Source organism: Streptomyces sp. NPDC003038, assembly GCF_040611115.1.
Taxonomy (GTDB): Bacteria; Actinomycetota; Actinomycetes; order Streptomycetales; family Streptomycetaceae; genus Streptomyces.
Window position 1 is genome coordinate 48,204 of the sequence record NZ_JBEXNN010000026.1, and the last position, 19,994, is coordinate 68,197.

Genomic DNA, 19,994 nt, shown 5'->3' on the forward strand with positions numbered 1-19,994 from the left:
GTGAACACGCGGCCTCTGCACGCGGGTGCGGGCGCCGGCTGGGGCGGGTAGCCGCCCTTCACTCCTGCGGGGCCGGTCGGGCATCTCCGCCCGGCTGTCGGCCCCGTGGTGGGAGGGTGCGTGCATGGACGCTGCGTGGTGGGATCGGCGTGTGTACGGGTCGGAGCCGGATGATCCGGAGCCTGGTCCGAGGCCGGGTCACGACTACGTGGAACTGGTGGGCGGCCCCTTGGACGGCATGCTGCTCGACGTGACGGGGTGGCGTCCACAGGAGGTTGTGGACGGGGCGCTGCTCATGTCGGAGCACGGCCACTTCGGGCTGGCCGGACGATCGGAGTACGTACCGGCCGAGCCGCCCGGCTCCGCTGACGTGGGCCGGTTCGTGTGGCGGGGCGACGTTCCCCTAGACGAGTGGATCCGAAGTCGGGGATGATCAGTGGCATGCGGACGGTCCTGCACGGAGCCCTGGTGACGCTTCGCCCGTCGACGGTGGGCGATATCCCGGCTCTGGCCGCGATCCGGACCACGCCTGAGGTGTACGCGCGCTGGCGGGGCGGCGACGACCTGACGGCCGCGGTGGCCGAGGACCTCGAAGATCGCGGGGCCCGGACCTTCTCGGTCGAGCACGGCGGCAGGGTGGTCGGCGCTATCCAGTGGGGCGCCGAGGACGAGCCGGACTACCGGCATGCCAACATCGACATCTATCTCGACCCGGCGGTGCACGGGCTCGGCCTTGGCACTGACGCCGTCCGCGCCCTGGCACGCCATCTGATCGATGATCACGGATACCGCCGACTGGTGATCGACCCGGCCGCCGACAATGCCGCCGCCATCCGGTGCTACCGCAAGGTCGGGTTCCGCCCGGTGGGCATCATGCGGCAGTACGAGCGCGGCCCGGACGGCAGCTGGCACGACGGGCTGCTGATGGACCTGTTGGCGGAGGAGCTGGAGTAAGTCTCGTTCGGCTCCACCAAGGCGGCGAGGGCCTCAATGATCCGTGTGTGACGACAGACCTTGAGACACTCTTGACCGCACTCTATGTGAAGATCGACGACGAGATCGCAGGTACGCGGGTCGGGGTGCACACCACGCTTAGCACCCCGTAGAGCCCCCAACATCAAGGAGTGCGCGCCACCTCACATCCGCGCCGGGATGTTCAGTATCTGACCGCCAATCAGGCAGACAGGACCTCGGGCGGCGCGGCAGGATGGTGGTGCGGCGCGCGGCGGTGCCGGCCGGCGGCCGACGGGGAGGGGACGATGGAACGGTTACGCGTCACCGGGTTGACCTATCTCGGCGGGCATCCGCGACACCCGCGCCTGATCGAGGGTCTGCGGCTGGACGTCGCCCTGGCGGGCCTGTCGGTGGGACGGCCGCTACGCAGCCTGATCTCCGTGAGCTGGCCGTCACTGACCTGGCTCTACGTCTTGACGGTGGGGGACGTCGAGGGCAAGGCGCACAGCTGGGAGTTCCTCAACTTCCCGAACCTGACCCGCGCATGGGAGGCCGGCGACGCCGCAAGCGTGATCGGGCTGGGCATCGACGACGCCACCTGCTGGCTGCTCGCGCCGCAGACGCCTGTCCGGGAGCTGAGGACGCGGCTGGCCTCCTGGACGCTCAGCGCCGCCGGTGCCCAGCGGAAGCCGGGCACGGGCGATGCGGGCACGCCGGAACAGGTGGCTCTGCAGGCCCTCGCGGTGTGGCGCGCGGCCGACCTGGGCCGGGAGCCGCTGACCGACCGCAAGACGCTCAGCTACCGGCTCACGGTCGCCGAGCAGCACCGCCGCGGCGGCGACCTCCTCAGCGCGCTGACGCTGCTCCAACAGCTCGCCACGCAGGCAGTCGAGACCTTCGGCGCAACGGACCAGGCCACCATCGTGGCACGCAATAACCTCGCCTTCGCCCTGGCCGCCGGCGGTTTCCGGCACGAGGCCATCGAGGCGTACTGGGAGATCCTGGACGACCTGGCGGCCGCCAGGATCGTCGACCAGACCAAGGCGGAGATGTTCGCCCGCCAGAACCTGGCGCGACTGCACGACCCCCACTGGCACCCCTGACAGGCATCGCCGCCACGACGGCCGGCCGCGCGACGGTCTGCGCCAGAGACGGCCGACGGCTACCGACCAACGGTGACCGGCGGTCTGGCCGGGCGCGGCTTCAGATCGACTCCGCGTGGGCCGGTTACCGTGCTGGCGACCTCACCCTTCCTCCCGTTCCCTCGCCGCCTCCAGCAGTTCGGGGTACCGAGGCGAAGAGCCTGCGGCTTGCTCAGGGTCCGCGAACGAATGCCAGACGCGTTTGCGATCTCCGAGGTCTCCAGAGCTCCCCAGGGGTCCAGCACCCTGCCCAGCATGAGCTCGACAGCAGCGTCCAGGAGTGCGGCCTCAGCCTGATCCGCCGCCAGTCGGGCCTGCACACACGTTCCGGATGATCAAGCAGACGCTGGGTTGGACCCGCCCGAAGCTCCGCACCCCCGAAGCGGCGGACCGGTGGTCCTGGCTGGTCATCGCGGCCCACCCCCAGCTCCGCCTCGCCCGGCCGCTGGCCGCTGACCTCCGCCGTCCCTGGGAGAAGCCCGCCGAGCCCGGTCGGCTCACCCCCGCCCGGGTCCGCCGGGGGTTCAGGAACCTCCGCCCGCACCTACCCTGTCCGGCCCGTGCACCGAAACCCAGCCGGCCCGGTCCCGGCAGGCCGCTCGGCTCGAAAAACCGTCACACCGCCACCCGATACGACGTGGGCAAGACGGTCAGGCGACCCGAGACCATCGCCGGACGTGACCAGGCCAGACCATAAAGAACAAGCTGAGACCGCGTTTGAGATCTCATTCAAACGCGGATAGGTGACGGGGGTCGTCGCCCCCTGTTGTCCCAGGTAGCGCCTATGGTTCCGCCCGTGAGCGTTCCCGAGACCATCCCGATCAGACACGAACCTGACTACCGCACGAGCACCATCGGGCGGTGGCAGGGCGGCCAGTTCTTCGCCTCGGTCACTGCGGCCTTCCCTGAGGGCTGGTGCGGCGACGACTGGCAGTCCCAGAGGCGTTGGTGCGCCGTGCTCCATCGGTTCGACGGGGCCGGCCAGCACCTGGACTCACGTATCCAGTTCACCGGCACCACGGCGGACGGCGAAAGGAAGTCGATCGACGCCGCCCGGCTGCTGCTTGCCGAGTGGCTGAACGCCCTGCCGGAGCGGCAGTACCAGGACATCGCGATCGCGCCCTTCGAGGTGCGGTTCGAGGGAGCCCTGTTCGGCCTGGTCGTGGAGGAAGACGTGGACGAGGAGGACGAGGAGGACGAGGAGGACGACGGTATATGGGCCGAGTTCTATCCCGACGGCCTGCGCTTCAACGCACCATGGAACGGTTGCTACGACACCTGAGCCGAGCCAGCGAGGAGCCGGGGGCCGCTCCGGACGGCGACTCGGCCCCGGGCCAGCCGACGCACCATAACGCCGATCATCGCCCAGCGGATCATCGTCTCCGCGTGGGCCGGGCTGGTCTCGTAGTCCCGTGCAAGGCGTCGGTGGGCGGTGAGCCACGAGAAGGTACGTTCAACAGCCCAACGCTTGGGCTGGACCTGGAAGCCGCGCTGACCTGGGTCTTGCGCACGATGTCGAGCTCGCGGCCAAGGATCTGGGCGGTCCAGTCGACCAAGCGGCCGGCGAAGCCCTGGTCCGCCCAGATCTTCTGAACACTCGGGTGGTCGAGCCGGGTCCACAGCAGCGGGCGACGGGCACCATCGCGGTCCTGGACACTGGCCGCGACGACGTGCACGGCCAGGAGCAGGCCAAGGGTGTCAGTGACGATGAACCGCTTGCGGCCCTTCACCTTCTTGCCCGCGTCGAAGCCCCTGGTTGCGGCCGGGACGGTATCTGCGGTGCGGACGGAGTGGGAGTCGATCAGCCCGGCAGTCGGTTCGGCATTCCGGCCATCGGCCTTGCGAACCTTGCCGCGCAGGGCATCGTGGATGCGCTCGACGGTGCCATCGTCGTGCCACCAGGTGAAGTACCAGTAGACGGTGGGCCAGGGCGGGAAGTCCTTCGGCAACTGCCGCCAGGCACACCCTGTCCGGACCCAGTGAGAACCATGACCCGTTCCGAGTTTGATGACGAGCTGACCCCATTCCTTCAGGGGGCTACTTCGGCATCATGGTCTGTTAGAGCGGCCTCAGGCCGGCGTCTGGCAGCCGTCCCGGAGGTTCCCGAAGTGGCTGAGGTCCTGCACCGGCTGTTGCTGGATGGTCGCGACACTTTCGTCACTCAAGAGACGGCGGAGGCTATGCTCGGACGCTGGGACGTGCTTGGTCTACGCATGGTGCTGGCCGCGCTCGCCAGCGCGGATGACGACACTGGCGATCACCTTGATGCCGCAATCCTCAATGTCTGCGGTCAGTCCAAGGAGGACGGAACGGCTTGCGGCACTGTGCTCAGCGTTGACATCTGATGCGGATAACGCCGTGAGCGAGGAAGCCCGCAGGATTCTCGAACCGCTGGGGTCAGGATCCGGGTCCGGAGGAGCGTGAAGGAGGCCCGACCGTACATCGCTCGCTTGAGTGTTTTCACGCGGTTGACGTGGCCTTCGACGACGCCTGAGCTCCAGTGGAGGGTGAGGCCGGCGGTGACGGCGTCGAGGTCCTGGCGGAGGAATCCTGCAAAGCCGCTGACCGGCTTCGGAGCATCCTGCTCCGCCTGGCGGATCCACTGGGTCAGCAGGAAGCCGCGCCTGTGGCGGGCCTGGAGGCAAGCAGCCGCCACATGCTTCGCTGCTCATCGACTGCGTGGGCGAGGAATTCCAGCGCTGCCTCCTGGGTGTAGCCCAGCAGGCTGAGACGCTCCGCGATGATCCTTCCTGGCGCACGCAGGGAGTACTCGATCACGTCCTCATCGCCGTACCCGGCGGTGCTAAGAAATTCTGGATGCCCGCTGCGGTAGGCGCACAGCATGTCGTCGGTGAACGCAGCTACCAGCTCGGCTTCCCAACCATCGGACAGGCGGCTGACTTGACGGCCGCCGACCCACAGTCCCTCATCAGAGCTCATACTCCATGATCGGTGTTGTCACGCCACCGTGTATCGGTTTCCCGGGCGCTGGCCCCGGTCCGCGATCAGCCTCGGGTCCATGTGCCGTCGGCCTGCGAATGCGAGCAGCGGAGCTGCACAAGTGCCAACCGACCTACGGGGTGGGCTGGGTGTCGAGCCAGGTGGTGGGGATGCTGTGGCTGCGGGCGGCCCATGGTGCCCTACCGGCTGGTAGGAGGCCATGGCGGGGCCCTGCCGGTGTGCCCGCGCACGGATAGGATCGTCCGATGCCGGCGGGGACACGCGCCGCCGCCAACAGGGGAGTTCACACGTGAAGAGTGCGGATGTGCGATACGGACTGGCGATCGCAGTGGCGGCCGCGGCGGGGGCCGCCCTGCTCACCGCCTGCGGCGGCGACTCCGGGTCGAAGCCGCTGAGCCTGAGCGGGCTGACGAAGACCGCGGACGGGATACCGGACGGGGGCCAGGACACCTGCCCGCTGCCCTACGACATCGCCAAGGCCGCGAAGGCCGCCGGCTTGAACGGGGAGGCCGGCCCGGGACCGGCGAAGGCGGCCGACGGGCCCGCCGTCGCGACCGGGGAGGGCGGCAAGCGGACCAAGCCCGACTCGCCGTTCGGGCAGAACCCCGGCGCGCTGGTGACCTGCGTGTTCCACATCGGCGAGGAGGACGTGGAGGTCCACACCGTGGCGACCGGGAAGCCGCTGGCCCTCTCGCCCGTCACGCCCGTCGTGCAGCGGTACGCGGCCGTGGAGGTGGGCCCGCTGGGGAACTACATGCACCAAGCCACCAGCACGAAGCCCGGCGGAGCGCCGGTCACCACCATGAACGGCAGCGCCTCCTCAGTCCACCTCGAGCTCGACGGCGACGGGGACGCGTACCTGCTCGTCGGCATCGGGGCCCCCGAAGCCGGTTCGCCCGCCCGGGACGGGCAGCGCACCACCGCCCTGGCCAAGGCCCTCGCGGGACAGCTCCCGTAGGCGCCGCTATCCGTCGCACTCGAACCACACCATCTTGCCGGACGGCAGCGGAGCCGTGCCCAGCGGTCGGTGACCGCCTCAAGACCCGTCTCACGTTCGCAGCCCATCGGTGGGGTTGCAGGACTGGTGTATTGCCCTGTGAGGTTGTGAGCCTGTGAGGTGACCACCCGGTGAGTACCCCGTGGGTGCCCTGACAAGTGATCTTGGCCGTTTGCCAGGAGATTTTGACGACTACCAGTTCCCTGCCACTTGGCCTTCACCGGTGGTCGTCTGTGAGCCAGGTGTCGTTTCGGTCGGACATCCCGTTGGGGCCCTTCCCGGCCTGGGATGATCAGCAGGACCGTACGAATGAACGCAAAGGTGGGGAACATGGTCGGTCTGGTGCTGCTCGGCGTCTTAGTGCTCGCCGCCGGTGGGTGTGCGTGTGTGGTGTGGGCGGAGCGCGGCGGGCCCCGCTGGGTCCGGGGCGTAGCGACTGTGACGCTCGCCGCGAGCGAGCTACTGCGTCGCTCCGAGAAGAACCGGCGCCGGAGTCTGAACCGGACCACCAGCGACGGCGACTAGGAACGGACGAAGCAGCCTGAACCGGGCGGTCAAAGCCGCCTGGCAATCGGTCAAGATCACTTGTCAGGGGCCAGTGGGTACCCCAGACGGGGGATCGGGGGAGTTCCTGCACGTCAGCGCTATCGAATGGATCCCGTCCGGCCCGCAGCTTGGTGTCAGGCAGAACCTCGTGCCGCCCCTCCTGCTGTCTGGCCGCCCGGCCACGACACCAAGGGTTGCGGGGCTAGGTGCTCCGCGCCGCAATCTGCGAATCGTCCGCAGACCACCAACGGGAGGGAACCCCTCATGTCCGCCACCATCGACCAGCAGCCCCAGCACCAGCCGGCCCCGCAGCAGCCCACGCCGGGCACCGACCCCGTGGTGCTCTTGCTCGTGGGGATTCCCGCGAGTACCCGCTGAACGGCACGGCCTGGGGTGTTCTTTAACCCCCCTGCAGCCCGAACAGTCTGGGATGCTCAGGACATGACGCATTCCGTAGGGTCCGATGCGGCTCGGGCCGAGCTGATTTACCAAGCCGTTGAGTCTCTCCGTGGAGGGAACCGTCGAGCGGACATCGAACTGCGAGGCCCGCTTGCGGAGTGGCTTGAGGATGCGGCTGCCGGGGATGACGAGGGTGTGATCAGCCCGTATGCCGTAGATGTTGCTCGCGCTGTGTTGGGCGATCGACCCGATTCCTGAGCTCCTGAACCCGCAGCGGACTCGGGCAGGGGCGAGCCGGCAGGACTCGGCGACTGAAGGCTCTACCACGCCCCCCGTAGGGATGGGACCTGCGGTTTCTGCCTGGGGCGGGTACCGGTGGCGGGAGACTGACATGGGGTTGCAGGACAAGGACGCCAAGACTGCGGTGGAAGGTGCGATGCCGTGGCTGGAGCCGACGGGGAAGCTGACCGCTCAGGCGCTGAGGAAGCCGGCCAGCCGCTGCTGGCGTGGGCGCCCGAGTCGCAGGCGTACCTGTTCGACTCGGCTGGGCATTACGCCGAGTTCGCCGATGAGCCGGGCGGCCTGTCCCCGCTGGAGAAGAAGATCGATGCCACCCACCAGGCCCTGACCACACCCTTCGATACACCCCTCTCCACCGCGCCCCGGGTCTCGGCGGCCGCCGCCCGCTCCCGCTCCACCACCACCCCCGCGGCGCCGCCCCCCGGTCGGTCGGCCCCGGCCGAAGCCGCGGTCCCGCTCACCGACAGCAGGCTGCGCCCACCAAGGGGGCGGTACACCGGCGGTGACGGCGCGTACGGTCTCGGGCAGAAGCGCCCTGGTCAGTCGGTGACCGCACCAGCTGGACAGGGGGTGGCCGCATCGCTGCAGCGGGGTGCGGGCGGGGTGGTGATGACCGGCAGACAGCGCCGCCTCGGGACCGGCACGCTCGCGGGAACGCTCCTGGCGGCGTGCGGCTGGTGGGCGAACTGGTCCGGGCACGCGGGCGCCGGGTTGGTCCTGCCGCTTATGGCCGGGGCCGTGGTGCTGACCTGCCCAACCGGCCGCGAAACTGTCCCCAGACAGGCCAACGGAGGAACACCATGGGCATCATCGGGGACAGCCTGGAGCGGGCCGCGCGGGAGGCCGACACACGGCCCATCCCGCGCAGCGCGGGCGCGCGGATGCGGTACCTGGTGAGGCAGCACAAGGGTTCCACCCGGGCGGTGGCGGGGTTGTTGGGGGTGTCGCAGCGCACCGTGGAGCGGTACGTGAAAGACCAGATCAGGAAGCCGAAACCCGCGCTCGCGCAAAAGATGGAGGCCGAGGTGCGGCGCCGGTGGCAGCCTCTGGTGCGCAAGCGGGCCCGGGAGAGGGCCGCGAAGCAGACCGGGCTGGTCATCGAGACCCGGGCACGCTTCGGGTACACCGCAGCCCCCGGTACGACGGACGACGGGCGGATGCGGCGGATCACCCAGCACCTGCCACCCCAGTACGCGCACCGGCTGCTCACCGCCCAGGACGCAGGCGCCCCCGAGACCGAGTTGCGGCGGATCGCCGCCGAGGGCCTGCAGGAGGTCTACTTCAAGGACCAAGGCAGCCGCGCGCAGGGGCTGCTGGTGGAGTTCACGGACATCGATTACATCGACGTGAGCATCTGACCGCCGGCGCCGCGGCGGGCGCCCTGTGAGCCCCCTGCGCCGAGGCACGATGGTTGTCGCGTAGGCAGGCTTATTGTCACCGGCGAGGCCGCGGCCGGGTAGCCGGGCGGTCAGCTCGCCGCGGGTTCGGTTGTCGCGGTGCGCGGGCCGCGACGACGTTGTCGGCCGATGCGTGCTGGCTTCCACCAGTTGGCGGGACCGAGAAGTGCCATGACGGCGGGGACGAGGATTCCGCGGACGAGGATCGCGTCGAGGATCACCGCGGAGGCGATGCCCGCGCCCATGAGCTTGAGGATGGTGACGTGGGAGGTCGTGATGGCAGCGGTGGAGACGGCAAGGGCCGCTGCGGCCGAGGTCATCAGCCGGCCGGTGCGGGAGATGCCCTTGACGATGGCCGCCTGGTTGTCCAGGCCGCGGTCGAACTCCTCCCTGATCCTGCCGAGGAGGAAGACCTCGTAGTCGATGGACAGGCCGAACGCCACGGCCAGCGTGAACAGCAGCAGACTCGCGTCGAGGGAACCGGCGACCGTGAACCCGCCCAGCACATCCAACCCGTGTCCGTACTGAAAGGTCCACACCATCAATCCGAGAACGGCAGCCAAGCTGACGACGGCCACCACGAGCGCCTTCAGGGGGGCCATTGCACTGCGGGTGAACACGGTGAGCGCGGCCAGCAGGAACACGCACATCGCCACCACCACCCACGGCAGCGCGCCGCGCACCGCGTCTGTGGTGTCGGTGATCTGCGCAGCCCGACCGCCTACCAGGACCGGGCCCGGCGCGGGAGTCTTCCGCAACTCATCGACCAAGCGCGCGCCCTGGGGCGTGTCGGGTCCCACCGTTGCTGCCACCAGCACCACCGCCGGGCGCTGTTTATGCACCGGCTGCCCAGGTCCGCCCGCCGCAGAGGTGGACACAACGCGCACCGCACCCACATGCGGCAGCCGGGCCACGGTGGCCGTGTAATTCCCGAGGCTCGCGTCCGGCCGTTCCAGCACCACCACCTGGACTTGCTCAGGGGGCACCTCGAAGCGCGCGCGCACGTCCGCGGCCGCAGCGGCGGCCGAGGCCGTTGAGGGCAGCGTCCGCTCGTCGATCGCGCCCAATCGCAGACCCATTGCCGGCCAAGCCATCATGATCAGCACCGCCAGCGCCCCCGCGCCCGCCGCAACAGGCCGGGCGGTGACACGGCGGGCGAGGTCCCGCCAGAACCGGCTGGCCCCCTCAATGGGAGCCCGGCGCAGCCGGCGCAGCGGGTCGGCGCCATCGACGCGATCACCTAGCAGCGTCAACGCGGCCGGCAGGACCGTCAACGCGGCCAACGCCGCCAGCAGCGTCACCGTCACACCTGCAAGAGCCAGCGCGCGCAGCAGCGGAACGGGGATGGCGGCCACTGCCACCAGGCATGAAGAGATCACTACAGCTGAACAGAGCACGCAGCGCCCGGAGGTATCAAGTGCCACTTCCAGTGCTCGGGTGCGCGGCATCCCTTTCGCGTGCTCTTCGCGGTAGCGGGCGAGAACGAACAAGGTGAAGTCGATCGACAGACCGAAGCCGATAGCCGCGGCTGCGTTGACCGCGAATGAGGAAACATCAGTCACGTGGGCCAGCAGACCCAGCAACGGCGCGCAGCAGACGACGGCCAGCACTGCGACTACGAGGGGCAGCGCGGCCGCAGCCCATGAACCGTAGGTCAGCAAGAGGAGGAGCATGATGAGCGGCGCAGCCCAGAGTTCCGCCTTCAGCAGATCGGCCCCGGCCTGCTGGTCGATCTCGGCCGTCGCCCATGAGGCTCCGCTCGCGTCCACCCGCATCCCCGGCGCCGCCGCTCGTGCCTTGGGCACCAGGCGCAATGCGGCTTCCTTGCGGTCCGCGTCGCTGCCCGACAGCGAGACCGTCACCAATCCGGTGCGTCCGTCACGTGAAATCAGCCATGGATCTCCCGTGGCAGCCGAGTGCACCGTACGCACAGCCGGCTCGTCCGCCAGCGCGTGGGCAACAACCCCGGCTGCAGCCGCCGACCGCGTGCCCCCGTCGCGCATCGTGAGAGCGAGCACCAGATCCGGGGTGCCGACACCCAGCAGCTCAACCTGAGTCTGAGCCCTGGCTGACTCGGTGCCTGTGGCGATGGTTCCTCCAGCACCGAACGCACCGGACACCGCTGGGAGGCTCAGGATCGCCGCGACCAGCGCAACCGCCGCACACGTCACCACCACCCACGCCCGGGACGCCCACCACGCCTCCCTTCCTATCCCGTTCCCGCTGCGTACTGGCATGCCCTCCCTAACGACCGACCCGCACAGTAGTGATGTTGCTCCTGGCCGGAAGGCTGCCCAGGAGCCGAACCGAACCGTCTTTCCCTGCCCGCTCCTGGCGCGTCAAGGATGGGTACAGTGGTGAAGGGTGAGATTTTCGTCCCGGGCGTTGGGCAGTTGGGCCGGCCTTGCAGCGGGCGCGGCGTCCAGAGCCGAGCGGCGCCGCTGGCACAGGCGGTCCAGGACGTGCACCCCCGGTTCCGCGTCGCGGAGCAGGGAGGGTCCGGAGCCGACGAAGCGCGAGCAGACGCCCACGTGGGCGTGGTGAACGTCCGTCAGGACCTCGACCAGCCGACGGTGGGCGGGCCGCAAGGTGGAGGGCTTCGTTGGTGCGGCCAGGCCCCACTCGCGCAGGCTCTGCACCAGGACACGGTGATCGGCCGACCATAGGCCGGAGAATCCTCGGGGAGCCTGTGGCGGGGCCATCGAGGGCCGGACGGTGTCGTGGTAGTCCTGGGCGCCGAAGGACGCGGTGATGCGCAGGGCGGACGCGCTGGCGCGCAGGAAGTGAGCGGCGCTTTCCAGGCCGAGGGCGGAACCTGCTGGCGAGGGAGCGCGAAGGGCATGCCGCAAGGCGACGACGGTTGCCTGGGTGAGGGCGAAGAAAAGCTGGTGTCCCTGGATCCATCGTTGGCGCACCGTGGCCTGCCTCCCGGGCCCGGAAGGGTCCGTTCGCGGGGTCAGCCCGGCCGCATGCGCGGCGAGATCGAGGTCGGGCTCCGTTAAAGATCCGTCTGGGTGCCGGGAGAAGGCCCGTACGGTGGTGAGGGTGTCGTCGAGGGCGTTGATCAATAGGGGCGCAGCGGCGCAGGCGCAGCGCGCGACCGCGAAGTATTCGTCGAACGCGGCCTCCCGTCGGTCGCGTTCGGGGAGCCGGCGGTGGCCGGAGGGTGTGTGGTGACGGTCGGATCGGTTCGCGGCCTCGCGCAGGCTCCCCAGGCCGTGGGGCAGGTACTGAGGCGGGGCGAGCCACAGCACGGATTCGCTTGTCATCTGGGCCATTTCACTAGTTTTTATGCGATACGTTACCCGGCATGTCAGTGACTCTTGGTGATGATTCGTTCCGCAGCGCAATCGGCGAGGTCGCCGCGATCCTCGAGGACTACTGGGAGGACCTGCGCGACGAACGCCTGCCGGTGACGCCGGACCTTCACCCAGGGGACGTACGCGCGATGCTGCCGGACTGCGTACCGGTGCACGGCGAGCCGATCCGGGATGTCCTGGCCGATGTACGGCGTGTGGTGATCCCCGGGCTCGTCCACTGGCAGCACCCTTCATTTCTTGGTTACTACCCGACCCAGACAAGCCCCGCTTCGGTGGTCGGCGAGCTGTTGGCCTCCGGCCTGGCGGTCCAGCACATGATGTGGTCGACGGGCCCGGCCGCCACCGAGCTCGAGGAAGCGGTCCTGGACCACCTCGCGGTCGCGCTGGGCCTGCCGGAGCGGTTCCTCAGCGGCGGGGACGGCGGCGGGGTCCTGCAGGACTCCGCGTCCTCGGCGGTCCTCGTGGCCGTAGCCGCCGCCTTGTACCGGGCCTCCGGCGGGCGCTGGCGCGAGCACGGCACCGAGGGGCGCTACCGCCTGTACTGCAGCGACCAGGCGAACTCCTGCGTCCCCAAGGCCTCGCGCATCGCCGGCCTGGGGGAACCGACCCTGATCGCCACCAAGGTGGGTACCTGCGAGATGGACCCCAGTGCCCTGCGCGAGCAACTGGCAGCCGATCGCGCCGCAGGCGTCGTTCCCGCCATCGTGATCGCCTCGGTCGGTACCACGGGCACCTGCGCCATCGACCCGGTTGCCGCCGTCGCCACAGTGTGCCGCGAGTTCGGGGCCTGGCTGCACGTGGACGCCGCATACGCCGGCTCGGCCGCCGTCTGCCCGGAGAACCGCTGGATCAATGAGGGCGTCGAGAACGCCGACTCCTACGCCGTAAACTGCCACAAGTGGCTGCTCACCGGGCCGCCCTGCGACGCCATGTGGGTGGCCGACCGGCACAGCCTCACCGCCGCCATGGACATCCGCCCGCCTTTCCTGCGCAACCAGGCCAGCGACTCGGGCGACGTCACCGACTTCCGCGACTGGCAGGTGCCGCTCATGCACCCCTTCCGTGCCCTGAAACTGTGGTTCGTCCTGCGCACCCACGGCGTCGAGGGCCTGCGCGCACACATCCGCGAACAGCTCTCCCACGCCGCGCTGCTCGCCGACCTGGTCCGGGACAGCCCCGGCTTCGAACTGGTCTCACACTCACTCGGACTGGTGTGTTTCCGCCTCACCGGTGACAACGCTCGCACCGAGCGCCTGCGTGCCGAGCTCGACGCCACCCACCAGATCCTCGTGACACCCACCACCGTCGACGGCCGGTACATCCTGCGCGCGGCCCTGGGCTCACGTCTGGCGTCGCAGACGTCCGTACGCAACGCCTGGACGCTGGTGCGCGAGATCGCCACCTCGATCCCCGAGGGCCGGCCCGCGTCATCCGAAACCTCGCTGACGACCTCGGTAAGCGCCCGGTAACCAGGGACGCGCCCGTACGGCGCGACGCCCCGGCAGGCCGCGGACGCTGGGTGTGAGCAAGTGGGACCCGGCCGCATCGGTGCCCGCCGATGCCGCATACCAGGACATGACGCGCCTCCTGAACACAAGCCCATGCCCCACCTCCTCGCCACACGAACGACATTCAGCGGAGAACACCGTGCACGACCATGACGACGCGACTGCGGCGGGCGAACGCTGGTTCGACTACGCGGCGGCGCACCCGCACACGAACATGGAGATCGGCGGGGTGGCCGTGGTCGCCGGCCCCGTCCCTTCGACCGTCGAACTGCACGCGTTGATCGATTTGATTCGGGCGGCCCACCAGCCGCTGCGCGACCGGGCCCGGCCACGGGGCGCGAGCACGGGAGGCCCGGCCGAGCCCGCCGATCACCTCCAGGAGGTCGCGCTGCCCGCGCACGGTGGTGACGTGGCGCTGCACGCTGCGATCGAGCGCGTGTGCGCCCAGCCTCTTACGGACGTCACCTGGGGCATGACCCTGCTCCACGGCCACCGCGACAACGAGTTTGCCCTGCTCCTTCGCGCCCACCACGGCCTCCTGGACGGCATGTCCCTGATCGGGATCACGCTCGCCGCGGTGCGGGAAACCGGCCTCCCGCACCGCCGCACACCCCCAGGGCCCTCACGCTCCTGGACAACCGCGCGCGTGCGCGCCCTGCTACGCGCGGTCGCTGGCCTCGCCCTGCCCGCGCAAGCACTTAGCCTCGGACCCGCCCGCGTCCAAGCCCCGACCGGCCCACCCCGACGCCTGTGGGTTCACACCCCCCTGCCTCGTATGAAGGCCATTGCGCGGGCGGGCGGCACCAGCCTCAACGACGTCCATCTGGCTGCCCTCGCCGGCGCCCTGCGGCCCTGGCTGCCCAACCCTGCCACAGGCCCCGTGCGGGCGATGGTCCCCCTCAACACCCGGCGGGGTAACACGAGCGCAGCGTTGGGCAACTTCCATCGCGGTGTCCCAGTCGTCCTGCCCTCTCACCTGCCGACCGCCGCCGAGCGCCTGGCCGCCACACACCGAGCCACCGCGAGCATCCGGACCGGCCGCCGTGACCCCTACGCGGACGTCCTGTTCGAGACCCTGCCCACGCGCTGGCACGGCAGGGCCCTGGCACGGGCCCTGCACCCGCGGCGCACCACCATGGTGGCCACCCATGTCCCCGGCCCCGCACGTCCCCTCGAACTCCACGGCCACAGCATCAACGCCTTGTTGCCAATGATGTTCCTGCCCGCAGGACACCACCTGTCGGTCTGCCTGGGCGAATACGCCGGAACCGCGCACCTGGCCGTCGTCGCCGACCCCAGCCTGCCCGACCTTGACGAACTCCCCACCCGCTGGCTCGCCGAACTCGACGCACTCGAAGTCACCCTCACGCACCCCCAACGGCCCTCGGGTACCGGCGCTCGGTCAGCGTGGTGACGGCCGGGTCGTACTCGGGCTTCGGCAGGCCCGGGCGCAGCGGACCACCGGGGCGGAACAGTCCCCAGGCCCGTTCTTCCAGCCAGCAGGGAGACCTCGCACCTCCAGTCGTCGCGTAGCTGGCGCCGGGACCAGAGCGCTGCGACGACCTCCTGGTCCCCGGGCAGGCACCGGATCGGCCGCAAGATCGGCGGCGGAACGAACAGGCCCTCCCAGCTGCACTGATGCAACCAGACGGCCCCCGCGTCAGCGGCTTCCACTACCCTCTCCGGCCCACCGCGTTTCGCCGCCCATGGCCTCATGGAACCGCCACAGAGAGCCAGCGGCTTGCGATCTTAGCTCCTGGTGACAGAAAGGCTGCCGAATAGGCATTTGTGACAAGCCACGTGCCTCGCTCGGTCCCATCGGCCAGGACCTGCACGACGCCGCGCCCCGGCAGCCGGCCCTCCCGCGCGATGTACTGCGCGAGGGCCCAAGACCCTTCCGGAAGGCCTCGCCGCCCTTCCGCACCCCCCGGAAAGGCCGCAGCGGTCATCGCCGGGCTCCTGCGCGCCAGAATGACGTCAGGGCCGGCCCCGTGCGGGGCCGGCCCTGACGTGTGCGGCGCTCGCGCGCCTGGTGGTGCTGCCCCTGCTCCAGGCGCTGACATCGGGCACTGGGCAGGCCCGGCTCGACAAGGCGCTGCACCTGCTCACGACCGGCGCCCGGCGCGGGTGATTCAGGGCTGGGCCAGCCGCTGGTAGAGGGTGCCGATCCCGATCCCGGCCTCCTCGGCTATCAGTGGCAGCGTGTCGAAGGAGAGCTCCCACTCGCCCCGGGAGCCGAACCGCTCGACAATCCCGAACGGGATGACGGTGCCCTTCCTGCTGGTCAGCGTGCCGTGCCACTCCACGTAGGTGGTGGTCCCGCCGAAGGCGACCTGGCCCGACTTGAACTTCACGTCGGCGTGCTCGAAGAACCTCTTGAGGTATGCAGTCTTGCCCTCCGTGGTGACTAGCGGCGCGGCCGACCCGGGGCCGGTCAGCCGTGCGTTCCCCATCCGGCCGGTCAGCGCGGCGACGTCCTCGCCGTTCCAGGCCGCCAGCCGGGCCGTGATCTCGTCGGCCTGGAACCGTTCGGGGGTCCGGCCGGTGGCGGGGCCCGCGTCTGCGATGCCTTCGAAGAGGGGGCGCAGTTCGGGGGCCACCGGCTTGAAGATCTCGTAGCGGTCGTAGTAGCGGCGGGCCTGGATGGTCTTCCCGTCGTCGGACAGGACGTTGCGGGCGATCTGGGGGTAGGTCACCTTCTGCCCCTTGACCGTGACCTCGTTGTGCTGGCCGAACATCATCACCGCGCCGTCGGCCACCACGTTGGTGCCCACGTAGCGCAGGTCGGGGCGAGGCGGAGGGAGTTGGTGATCGAGGCGCCGATCACGCCGTGCCCGCGCTGGGCCTCGCCGCCCGCCTCCCACAGCGTGGCGTCCGCGTCGAAGATGTCCAGGTACGCGGCGACTCTCGGGTGGCTCGGATCCCCGGGCGTGGGGGCCGTGCCGGTCGCATCTCACCGAAGGCGATCTGCCGCTTCATGAAGGCGCAGGCATTCGGGGTGATCAGGCCCTCCAGCCGCTCAACCTTGTCCCGGACCTCGGCGCACTCGCTCCCCCGCCCGGCGGCAGCCGGAGTCCGGCCCGCCTGCTCCGCGGCGGCCGACCAGGACGGGCCGGCCGTGACCGTGCCGATCGACAGGCCGGCGGCGACGGCCACCGCGGCGAACCGCCCGGTCCACCCCACCGTCTGCTTCTTCGTACGCCGCTGCTGCTGCCGGATCGCCATCATGACGACTTCTCCCTCGGTCTCCCGGGTGTGGTTCGAGCCCTTGCCCGTCCCGGTGAGACCAATCTGCCCGGAGGCGTACGGAAGATCGATTACCTCTCGGGTAAGGCCGGAGGGGGCAGCCCGAGTCGTAGGGGTGCCACAGGTCATGTTGCTGCGCTCGAATCGTCCGTCGTACTGGGTCGCTCACCTGGGGGTTCGCCGGACGTGGGGGCGGCCTTCGTCTGATTGCGATCTCTTGGCTTCGTGACAGCGGAGTGAGAGACAGCGCGCGTCTGTGCGTGGGGGCTGGGCGGCGGCTGTTTCGGCGTGTGGGGTCACTGTCTTGAGGTGAGAGATCTCGGGTGTCCCTACTGTCACCGGGCGATAGATGCGCAGGTCGTGTACTGACACGAAGGCGAGAGATCTCAGTCCGACCGTGGACCTGGTCGTCACGTCCGACCTGAGCCGCTGGACCTGGAAGGACGAAGACGAGTACGCGCACGTGCGACGGCTCGGCATCATCGACGACACCGAGCACCAGGCCGTGGATGACGCTCACGCCCAAGTGTTCGGCATGCTCGCCGCCCGCTCCGGTCCGTTCGCGGCCGCGGAGCGGTGGACGCCGTGGCGGTGGGGGCTGCCTGGCCCGCGCCGCGACTTCCGATCCCGTACCTGTCGCGGGGAGGGTTGCACCGGAGGGCGGCTGAACCGTTGCCTGGGCGGTTGCCTTCAGCGGGGGACCGCAGGTGTGAACCCCCCAAACCTGCGACCGCCCCTTTGCCCGGGTCAGCCCCCGTCGGCGAGCCCTTCCCGGAAAACGACACCTCCTTCTTGCGCAGTAGCCGTGAGGAAGAGGAGCGCCTCGCTGCCCCGTCCAGACCAGGGGTGAGACGGGCCGTCCAGTCCGGCCGAGCTTGGCCGGAGCACCTGGCTGCGGGCGCTGCAACCAGCAGCACCGCCAACAAGGACACTCAGGCGACGATTTGCAGAGAGAGAGGCTTGTTACCTAAAGTGATGCTGGCGTTACGTTCTGAGAGTGGTGCGCGACGAGCCGTCCGCCGACGCGGATGTCCGGTACCTGCCCTACCAGGAGTGGTTGTGCCTCTCGCCCCGGAACCGCAAGGGTTCGTAGGGTTCCCCGAATCGCCTCCCTACTCCAGCCTCGACGAGCCCTGTGGTCTGGATGCCCGGGTGGCCGTGTTCTCCTCACCGGTGACCCGGATGCTATTGGCCTCCGAGGGGTTGACCACCGCACTGCTCCAGGCCGCCGCCGGAAGCAGGGTGCGCCCCGAGGTAGTCGAGGTCTCTGCGGTGCCGGCGGCGGGACTGCCCGCTCTGGTTCGCCGTGTTTTGCGCGCTGAGGGCGTCGGGCGTTGTCTGATGCGGCGGACCCGGCTCGCCGCGGCCGACGGCCGCCCGGTCTCGGACAACATCGTGGTCGCCCGTAAGGGTGTTGATCCCCGGCTCGACACCGCGCTGCACGGACCGGGCTCGATCGGCTTCGCGCTGCGGGACGCGGGGTTTCGGCTCGAGCGGCGCATCCTGCACGTCGGGCGAGGTGTGTGGCCCGGCCCCGGCAGGTTGCCATGTGCCTGCAAGGTGTACGTCCTGGAGGCTGGCGTGCCGCTCGTTTACGTCCAGGAGCTCTTCCATCCCCAGCTTGTTCCCGCGGATCGCGTGAGCGCCGCCCCGTCGAAAGTTCAGGCATGAGCGTGTTCAGGGACGTACTGCTGTCCGCCATCGCCGCGGGCGGCCCCGCCACCGCGGTCGTCGACGACCTCTGCTCAGTCTCCTACGACCTCCTCGACGGCTGGTCCACCACGGTGGCCCAGGAGACCGTCGCCCCCTGCACTTCCGCAGACAGTGACGCCTGTGTAGCGCTGCTGCTGCCCAACGGAGCTGCCTGGACGGCGTCCTGGCTCGCGGTCCTGAAGACAGGCCTGATCGCGGCCCCGCTCAACACCACCTTGACCGACGTCGAGGTCGGCCGCGTCCTGGAACTCTCCCGCCCCCAGCTGCTGCTCACCGGCCCTGAACGCACCGACGACCTCGCCGACCTCTGCGCGACGCTCCGTCTGCCGACCCTGGTCCGCGCGGTACTCCCGGTCGCCCAGCCCGCACAGGGCCTCCCCGGATCGTTCACTGTGAGCGGCCGCCACCGCCCGGGCGGCCCCTGCCTGCTCATGCACACCTCGGGTACCACCGGCGCCCCCCGCCCGGTCGTCCAGACCGAGCAGGCGCTGCTGCTGGCCGCCGGCCACTGGCGCCGTCAGCACCGCACGGCCGACGACGTGGTGGCGGTCCCCGTACCGCAGTCGCACACCTACGGACATCTCGCGACCGCCAGCACCCTGCTCGCCGGGGCGACCCTCCTGCTGTCCGGATATCCCTTCGATCCTGACCGCTGGACCCACGCGATGGCCCGCAACCGGGCCACCGTGGTGGAAGCCGTCCCGGCCGTCTACGGCAGGCTGCTGACCTCGCTCTCCGTCGTTCCGGATGCCACCGCCGTCCTGCGCCGCTGCCTCTCCGCCGGCCAGTCCGCGCCGGCAGCCCTGCGCGACCAGTGGGAGCAGGCGACCGGGGTTGCCCTGTGGGAGAGCTGGGGGATGACCGAGCTGGCCGGGCCGGGCCTCGGCCCAGTGGACGGTCAGATCTGCCCTGGCAGCGCGGGCCTTCCCGTGCCGGGCCTGGAGGTCCGCGTCGTCGCCGGCCAGGAAGCCGTTCCGGACACCGGCGCCGATGCCGATGCCGACTGTGCACCTTCGGCGGACGGGGCCACCGGCGAGCTGTGGGTGCGCGGCCCCCAAGTCACCCCCGGGGTGCGGATGCGGCCCGGGCACATCGATCCGGTCACCGACGAGGCGGGCTGGCTGCGCACCGGCGACCTGGCCCGGCGCGATGCGCACGGCTGCGTGACGCTGGTCGGCCGCACCAAGGACGTGATCGTCACCAACGGGTACACGGTCTACCCGGCCGAGGTGGAGGAGGCCCTGTGCGGCCACCCCGCCGTGGCGGCAGCTGCGGCGATCCCCCGGCAGGACCCGGAACGCGGCGAAGTCGTGCACGCCGTCGTCGTACGCCACTTCGGCACCGACCTCACCGCCGACGACCTGATCACCCACTGCCGCACCCTGCTCGCCCGCTACAAGACCCCGCGCAGCGTGCACTTCACCCCCGCTCTCCCGCTCTCTGCGACCGGAAAGCTCGACCGGGCCGCACTGCGCACCCTGGCCGCGCAGATCCACTGACCGCCTGCCTGC

Annotated in this window: 17 protein-coding genes and 3 pseudogenes; 13 read left to right on the forward strand and 7 right to left on the reverse strand. The window is 70.1% G+C overall.

The window, feature by feature from the left end; all coding sequences use genetic code 11:
* The first annotated feature begins 124 nt into the window (after positions 1-124).
* The 5 genes and pseudogenes from ABZX75_RS26380 to ABZX75_RS26400 all read left to right on the forward strand — a co-directional run bounded on the left by ABZX75_RS26380 (position 125) and on the right by ABZX75_RS26400 (position 3,378).
* Positions 125-433, forward strand: a complete 309-nt coding sequence (locus ABZX75_RS26380) for a hypothetical protein (RefSeq protein ID WP_355414684.1) — start codon at positions 125-127, stop codon at positions 431-433.
* Between the two features lie 8 nt (positions 434-441).
* Entirely contained in the window at positions 442-954 is a 513-nt protein-coding gene (locus ABZX75_RS26385) for a GNAT family protein (protein WP_355414686.1), read from the forward strand.
* Positions 955-1,259: 305 nt separating this feature from the next.
* Positions 1,260-2,057, forward strand: coding sequence for a hypothetical protein (locus ABZX75_RS26390; RefSeq protein ID WP_355414688.1), 798 nt, complete (start codon positions 1,260-1,262; stop codon positions 2,055-2,057).
* Between the two features lie 358 nt (positions 2,058-2,415).
* Positions 2,416-2,793: pseudogene (locus ABZX75_RS26395) on the forward strand (transposase); the annotation flags it as partial.
* A 99-nt stretch (positions 2,794-2,892) separates the two neighbouring features.
* Positions 2,893-3,378 (forward strand): hypothetical protein, encoded by a 486-nt coding sequence (locus ABZX75_RS26400; protein WP_355414690.1) that lies wholly within the window; start codon positions 2,893-2,895, stop codon positions 3,376-3,378.
* 53 nt (positions 3,379-3,431) lie between these two features.
* Here the strand turns inward: ABZX75_RS26400 and ABZX75_RS26405 are convergent.
* Positions 3,432-4,063, reverse strand: a pseudogene (locus ABZX75_RS26405) (IS5 family transposase); the annotation flags it as partial.
* Between the two features lie 141 nt (positions 4,064-4,204).
* Between ABZX75_RS26405 and ABZX75_RS26410 the strand changes: the two are divergent.
* Complete coding sequence (locus ABZX75_RS26410; RefSeq protein ID WP_355414692.1) at positions 4,205-4,441, forward strand: hypothetical protein; 237 nt, start codon at positions 4,205-4,207, stop codon at positions 4,439-4,441.
* 44 nt (positions 4,442-4,485) lie between these two features.
* Here ABZX75_RS26410 and ABZX75_RS26415 read toward each other — a convergent pair.
* Positions 4,486-4,752: pseudogene (locus ABZX75_RS26415) on the reverse strand (transposase); the annotation flags it as partial.
* A complete protein-coding gene (locus ABZX75_RS26420; RefSeq protein ID WP_355414694.1) occupies positions 4,704-5,036 on the reverse strand; it encodes a hypothetical protein in 333 nt (110 codons plus the stop codon). The pseudogene ABZX75_RS26415 and the gene ABZX75_RS26420, both read right to left, overlap by 49 nt.
* Positions 5,037-5,346: 310 nt before the next feature.
* Here ABZX75_RS26420 and ABZX75_RS26425 point away from each other — a divergent pair, with 310 nt between their 5' ends.
* The 3 genes from ABZX75_RS26425 to ABZX75_RS26435 all read left to right on the forward strand — a co-directional run bounded on the left by ABZX75_RS26425 (position 5,347) and on the right by ABZX75_RS26435 (position 8,657).
* Positions 5,347-6,015 (forward strand): hypothetical protein, encoded by a 669-nt coding sequence (locus ABZX75_RS26425; RefSeq protein WP_355414696.1) that lies wholly within the window; start codon positions 5,347-5,349, stop codon positions 6,013-6,015.
* Positions 6,016-6,384: 369 nt separating this feature from the next.
* Entirely contained in the window at positions 6,385-6,579 is a 195-nt protein-coding gene (locus ABZX75_RS26430; protein ID WP_355414745.1) for a hypothetical protein, read from the forward strand.
* A gap of 1,520 nt (positions 6,580-8,099) precedes the next feature.
* On the forward strand, positions 8,100-8,657 hold the full coding sequence (locus ABZX75_RS26435) for an XRE family transcriptional regulator (RefSeq protein WP_355414697.1): 558 nt from the start codon (positions 8,100-8,102) through the stop codon (positions 8,655-8,657).
* A 110-nt stretch (positions 8,658-8,767) separates the two neighbouring features.
* Here the strand turns inward: ABZX75_RS26435 and ABZX75_RS26440 are convergent, their stop codons facing one another.
* Complete coding sequence (locus ABZX75_RS26440) at positions 8,768-10,816, reverse strand: MMPL family transporter (RefSeq protein WP_355414699.1); 2,049 nt, start codon at positions 10,814-10,816, stop codon at positions 8,768-8,770.
* A 219-nt stretch (positions 10,817-11,035) separates the two neighbouring features.
* On the reverse strand, positions 11,036-11,965 hold the full coding sequence (locus ABZX75_RS26445; protein ID WP_355414701.1) for a hypothetical protein: 930 nt from the start codon (positions 11,963-11,965) through the stop codon (positions 11,036-11,038).
* A 41-nt stretch (positions 11,966-12,006) separates the two neighbouring features.
* Here ABZX75_RS26445 and ABZX75_RS26450 point away from each other — a divergent pair, with 41 nt between their 5' ends.
* Both ABZX75_RS26450 and ABZX75_RS26455 read left to right on the forward strand, forming a co-directional pair.
* The gene (locus ABZX75_RS26450) at positions 12,007-13,485 is read left to right on the forward strand and encodes a pyridoxal-dependent decarboxylase (RefSeq protein ID WP_355414703.1); all 1,479 of its coding nucleotides are present in this window, start codon (positions 12,007-12,009) and stop codon (positions 13,483-13,485) included.
* Positions 13,486-13,663: 178 nt separating this feature from the next.
* The gene (locus ABZX75_RS26455; RefSeq protein ID WP_355414705.1) at positions 13,664-14,938 is read left to right on the forward strand and encodes a WS/DGAT domain-containing protein; all 1,275 of its coding nucleotides are present in this window, start codon (positions 13,664-13,666) and stop codon (positions 14,936-14,938) included.
* A 718-nt stretch (positions 14,939-15,656) separates the two neighbouring features.
* Here the strand turns inward: ABZX75_RS26455 and ABZX75_RS26460 are convergent.
* Both ABZX75_RS26460 and ABZX75_RS26465 read right to left on the reverse strand, forming a co-directional pair.
* Positions 15,657-16,298, reverse strand: coding sequence for a hypothetical protein (locus ABZX75_RS26460; RefSeq protein ID WP_355414707.1), 642 nt, complete (start codon positions 16,296-16,298; stop codon positions 15,657-15,659).
* Positions 16,299-16,347: 49 nt separating this feature from the next.
* On the reverse strand, positions 16,348-16,752 hold the full coding sequence (locus ABZX75_RS26465; protein WP_355414709.1) for a hypothetical protein: 405 nt from the start codon (positions 16,750-16,752) through the stop codon (positions 16,348-16,350).
* Between the two features lie 1,170 nt (positions 16,753-17,922).
* On the opposite strand from ABZX75_RS26465, the gene ABZX75_RS26470 reads away from it, so the two are divergent.
* Positions 17,923-18,441: a hypothetical protein gene (locus ABZX75_RS26470; RefSeq protein ID WP_355414711.1), complete on the forward strand. Its 519-nt coding sequence runs from the start codon at positions 17,923-17,925 to the stop codon at positions 18,439-18,441.
* Positions 18,438-19,982 carry a class I adenylate-forming enzyme family protein gene (locus ABZX75_RS26475; protein WP_355414713.1) on the forward strand — a complete coding sequence of 515 codons (1,545 nt, stop codon included), beginning with the start codon at positions 18,438-18,440 and terminating at the stop codon, positions 19,980-19,982. The genes ABZX75_RS26470 and ABZX75_RS26475 overlap by 4 nt, the downstream gene beginning before the upstream one ends.
* Positions 19,983-19,994 lie beyond the last annotated feature (12 nt).

Coding starts and splice junctions, on each gene's coding strand:
- ABZX75_RS26380 (WP_355414684.1), top strand. CDS start 125: ATGGACGCTGCGTGGTGGGATCGGCGTGTGTACGGGTCGGAGCCGGAT.
- ABZX75_RS26385 (WP_355414686.1), top strand. CDS start 442: ATGCGGACGGTCCTGCACGGAGCCCTGGTGACGCTTCGCCCGTCGACG.
- ABZX75_RS26390 (WP_355414688.1), top strand. CDS start 1,260: ATGGAACGGTTACGCGTCACCGGGTTGACCTATCTCGGCGGGCATCCG.
- ABZX75_RS26420 (WP_355414694.1), bottom strand. CDS start 5,036: ATGAGCTCTGATGAGGGACTGTGGGTCGGCGGCCGTCAAGTCAGCCGC.
- ABZX75_RS26430 (WP_355414745.1), top strand. CDS start 6,385: ATGGTCGGTCTGGTGCTGCTCGGCGTCTTAGTGCTCGCCGCCGGTGGG.
- ABZX75_RS26435 (WP_355414697.1), top strand. CDS start 8,100: ATGGGCATCATCGGGGACAGCCTGGAGCGGGCCGCGCGGGAGGCCGAC.
- ABZX75_RS26445 (WP_355414701.1), bottom strand. CDS start 11,965: ATGACAAGCGAATCCGTGCTGTGGCTCGCCCCGCCTCAGTACCTGCCC.
- ABZX75_RS26450 (WP_355414703.1), top strand. CDS start 12,007: ATGTCAGTGACTCTTGGTGATGATTCGTTCCGCAGCGCAATCGGCGAG.
- ABZX75_RS26465 (WP_355414709.1), bottom strand. CDS start 16,752: ATGATGGCGATCCGGCAGCAGCAGCGGCGTACGAAGAAGCAGACGGTG.
- ABZX75_RS26475 (WP_355414713.1), top strand. CDS start 18,438: ATGAGCGTGTTCAGGGACGTACTGCTGTCCGCCATCGCCGCGGGCGGC.